The organism is Planktotalea sp., from assembly GCF_039984035.1.
Classification (GTDB): Bacteria; Pseudomonadota; Alphaproteobacteria; order Rhodobacterales; family Rhodobacteraceae; genus Planktotalea.
Window position 1 is genome coordinate 1 of the sequence record NZ_JBDWVM010000181.1, and the last position, 4,378, is coordinate 4,378.

A 4,378-nucleotide genomic window follows, 5' to 3' on the forward strand; every position below is an offset into this window, starting at 1 on the left:
GTCGCCGCTGCCGAGGCCGCGATTGGTCTTGCGATCCTTGTGTGCTTCTTCCGAACGCGCGGCACGATTGCTGTCGAAGATGTTAACGTGATGAAAGGCTGACCAGATGGAAACGCTTATTCTTTTTGCGCCTCTGGTCGGGGCCCTGATCGCCGGCTTCGGTTGGCGCATCATTGGTGAAAAGGGCGCGATGTGGGTGACCACGGGCTTGCTCTTTGTTGCTTGTTTTTTCTCTTGGGTCGTGTTCCTGAGCTTTGATGGCACGCTCGAGAAAATCCAACTCCTGCGCTGGATTGAAAGCGGGAGCCTGAGCACGGATTGGGGTATTCGCCTTGATCGTTTGACGGCGATTATGCTCATTGTGATCACCACAGTGTCTGCGTTGGTGCACCTTTATTCCTTTGGCTACATGGCCCATGATCCGCAGTGGAAAGATGGCGAAAGCTACAAGCCACGTTTCTTTGCGTATCTGTCGTTCTTTACCTTTGCGATGTTGATGTTGGTGACCTCTGACAACCTTGTTCAGATGTTCTTTGGCTGGGAAGGGGTTGGCGTTGCCTCCTACCTTTTGATCGGGTTCTACTATCGCAAGCCTTCGGCGAATGCTGCGGCGATTAAGGCCTTTGTGGTTAACCGTGTGGGTGACTTCGGCTTTGCACTGGGTATCTTTGGTCTTTTCTATCTGACGGACAGCATTAACTTTGATGACGTCTTCGCAGCGGCGCCTGCGCTGGCAGACACAACAGTCACGTTCCTTTGGGCGGACTGGAACGCGGCGAACTTGCTGGCCTTCCTGTTGTTCGTCGGTGCGATGGGTAAATCGGCGCAATTGTTCCTGCACACATGGTTGCCGGACGCGATGGAAGGTCCGACACCTGTGTCTGCCTTGATCCACGCGGCGACGATGGTCACGGCGGGTGTCTTCCTTGTGTGCCGCATGTCCCCATTGATGGAATATGCGCCAGAGGCGACGGCGTTCATCACATTCCTTGGTGCCACCACGGCCTTTGTCGCAGCGACTATCGGTTTGGTTCAGAACGACATCAAACGCGTGATCGCTTATTCAACAATGTCCCAGCTTGGCTACATGTTCGTGGCAGCGGGCGTTGGTGTTTATTCGGTCGCGATGTTCCACCTGTTCACGCATGCCTTCTTTAAAGCGATGCTCTTCCTGGGTGCGGGCTCCGTGATCCACGCGATGCATCACGAGCAGGACATGCGCAACTACGGTGGTTTGCGTAAGAAAATCCCGTATACGTTCTGGGCGATGATGATCGGCACTTTGGCGATTACTGGTGTTGGTATCCCGCTTTCTGGTTGGATCGGATTTGCAGGGTTCGCGTCGAAAGATGCAGTGATCGAAAGCGCCTTTGCGGGTACGGATGGCGGCTATGCCTTCTGGATGCTGGTGATCGCGGCGCTGATGACCAGTTTCTACAGCTGGCGTCTGATGTTCTTGACGTTCTACGGCAAACCGCGCGGCGACAAGCACACGCATGAGCATGCGCATGAAAGTCCGATGGTGATGTTGGTGCCACTTGGCGTTCTCAGCCTTGGTGCGATTTTCGCCGGTGCAATCTGGTATGGCAGCTTCTTTGGCAAGACCAATGAGGTGGCGAGCTTCTTCGGCGTGCCTTATGCGGAAGCCTCCGAGCATGGTGAAGGCCATGATGATCACGGCGAAGCAAAAGATGATCATGCCGCAAAGGATGATCACGCTGCCAAAGACGGCAAAAAGAAGAAAACGTCTTATGAGTTTGCTGGCAAGCCGGGCGAGGGCGCGATTTATACGGGATCGCATAACCATGTGCTCCATGATGCGCATTATGTGCCGACTTGGGTGAAGCTCAGTCCGTTCATTGCGATGGTCATTGGTTTCTTGCTGGCGATGTGGTTCTACATTTGGGATCCGAAAATGCCGAAACGCACGATGGAGCATAACCGACCGCTCTACAATTTCCTGCTGAACAAGTGGTACTTTGACGAGCTCTACGATGCGATCTTTGTCAAACCGGCCCAAATCATCGGTCGTTTCTTCTGGAAACGCGGTGATGGGGATGTGATTGACGGCACTCTTAATGGTGTGGCGATGGGCATTGTGCCCTTCTTCACCCGCCTCGCTGGTCGCGTTCAGTCCGGCTATATCTTTACTTACGCCTTCGCCATGGTGATCGGAATTCTGGTTCTGGTGACATGGATGACGTTCTCCGGAGGAACGCACTAATGGAAAATTCACTGCTTTCCATGGTCACATTCATTCCCGCAATTGCGGCTTTGATTATGGCGCTATTCCTGCGCGGCAATGATGAGGCGGCGCAGCGCAATGCCAAGTATATTGCCGTTGCCGGGACCGTCGCGACCTTTGTCGCATCGCTCTTTATCCTCGCGCAGTTTGATAGCGCGAATACGGGCTTCCAAATGGTGGAAGAACGCTCTTGGGTGATGGGGCTGACATATAAGATGGGCGTTGACGGGATTTCGGTTCTGTTCGTGATGTTGACGACCTTCATGATGCCCTTGGTGATCTTCGCCAGCTGGGATGTGAAAACGCGCGTCAAAGAATACATGATCGCCTTCTTGCTGCTGGAAACGCTGATGCTCGGCGTGTTCATGGCGCTTGATCTGGTGCTGTTCTATGTCTTCTTCGAAGCGGGTTTGATCCCCATGTTCCTGATCATCGGGATTTGGGGCGGCGCGAACCGCATTTATGCGAGCTTCAAGTTCTTCCTTTATACCTTCCTCGGTTCGGTTCTGATGCTGGTGGCGATGGTTGCGATGTTCGTGGATGCGGGCACGACAGACATTCCAACGCTCATGATGCACACGTTCGGGTCCGAGAGCTTCTCGATCCTCGGCATCCATGTTGTTGGTGGTTTGCAGACGCTCATGTTCTTGGCCTTCTTCGCCTCCTTCGCGGTGAAGATGCCGATGTGGCCTGTGCACACATGGCTTCCTGATGCGCACGTTCAGGCGCCGACGGCGGGTTCTGTTGTTCTTGCGGCGATCCTCTTGAAAATGGGCGGCTACGGTTTCTTGCGCTTCTCTCTACCGATGTTCCCAGTGGGCGCGGATGTGATGACGCCGATGATCCTTTGGATGTCTGCGATTGCGATTGTGTACACGTCGCTGGTGGCGCTGGTGCAGGAAGATATGAAAAAGCTTATCGCTTATTCATCTGTTGCGCACATGGGGTATGTGACGATGGGTATTTTTGCGGCGAACCAACAGGGTATCGACGGCGCGATCTTCCAGATGATCAGCCACGGCTTTATTTCTGGTGCGCTCTTCCTCTGTGTGGGCGTGATCTATGATCGCATGCACACGCGTGAGATTGATGCCTATGGCGGCCTCGTAAATCGCATGCCTGCCTATGCGCTGATCTTCATGTTCTTCACGATGGCGAACGTAGGTCTGCCGGGCACATCAGGCTTCGTCGGTGAATTCCTGACGCTGATCGGTGTGTTCCAAGTGAACACATGGGTGGCTGCGGTGGCAACGGCGGGTGTGATCCTGTCTGCGGCCTATGCGCTGTGGCTCTATCGCCGCGTCGTGATGGGTGATCTGATCAAAGAAAGCCTGCGCACGATTTCCGACATGACGACGCGCGAGCGCTGGATATTTGCACCGCTCGTTGTGATGACGCTGCTGTTGGGTGTCTATCCAGCACTTGTTCTCGACATTATTGGCCCCTCGGTTGAGGCGCTAGTTTCCAACTATGAAACGGCACTGGCAAGCGTGACCCACGCAGAGCCAGCAGCCGCATCGCACTAAGAAGGGCGCTGCACCATGATACAGGCTGACCTGACAATCATCATGCCAGAGATTATTCTGGCGCTCTTCGCGCTGATCGCTCTTGTGGCGGCGGTTTATACTGGCAAGGACAAGGTGGCATCGCTCTTGGTTTGGGTGACCTCTGCGCTCTTCGTCGTACTTGCGGCATGGATCGGGTTCAGCGGTGAGGGCGCGAACGAAGCCTTTGGCGGTATGTTCAACGACGATGCCTTCTCGCGTTTTGCAAAGGTTGCAATCTTGCTGTCCTCTGCTGCGGTACTGGTGATGAGCCAAGACTATATGGAGCGCAAAGGCTTGCTACGCTTTGAATACCCAGTGCTCGTTGCGCTGGCTGTGGTCGGTATGATGGTCATGGTCTCTGCCGGTGATCTCATGACGCTTTACATGGGCCTCGAACTGCAATCGCTCGCGCTCTACGTGGTCGCGTCTTTGCGTCGAGACAGTGCAAAATCAACCGAAGCGGGCCTGAAATACTTCGTGCTCGGCGCGCTCAGCTCTGGTTTGTTGCTCTATGGTGCATCCTTGACATATGGCTACGCGGGCACGACGCTGTTCTCTGGCATTATCCAAACGGCGAGCGACGGAC

At 54.5% G+C, this 4,378-nt stretch carries 4 protein-coding genes; all 4 read left to right on the plus strand.

What is annotated here, in order from left to right:
• Nucleotides 1-102, plus strand: a 102-nt coding sequence (locus ABJQ89_RS08305; RefSeq protein WP_348495784.1) for an NADH-quinone oxidoreductase subunit K, incomplete at its 5' end; no start/stop codon positions are given.
• 4 nt (nt 103-106) lie between these two features.
• Entirely contained in the window at nt 107-2,224 is a 2,118-nt protein-coding gene (gene nuoL / locus ABJQ89_RS08310; protein ID WP_348495781.1) for an NADH-quinone oxidoreductase subunit L, read from the plus strand.
• A complete protein-coding gene (locus ABJQ89_RS08315) occupies nt 2,224-3,771 on the plus strand; it encodes an NADH-quinone oxidoreductase subunit M (RefSeq protein ID WP_348495782.1) in 1,548 nt (515 codons plus the stop codon). The genes nuoL and ABJQ89_RS08315 overlap by 1 nt, the downstream gene beginning before the upstream one ends.
• 15 nt (nt 3,772-3,786) lie before the next feature.
• Nucleotides 3,787-4,378, plus strand: a 592-nt coding sequence (locus tag ABJQ89_RS08320) for a proton-conducting transporter membrane subunit (protein WP_348495783.1), incomplete at its 3' end; no start/stop codon positions are given.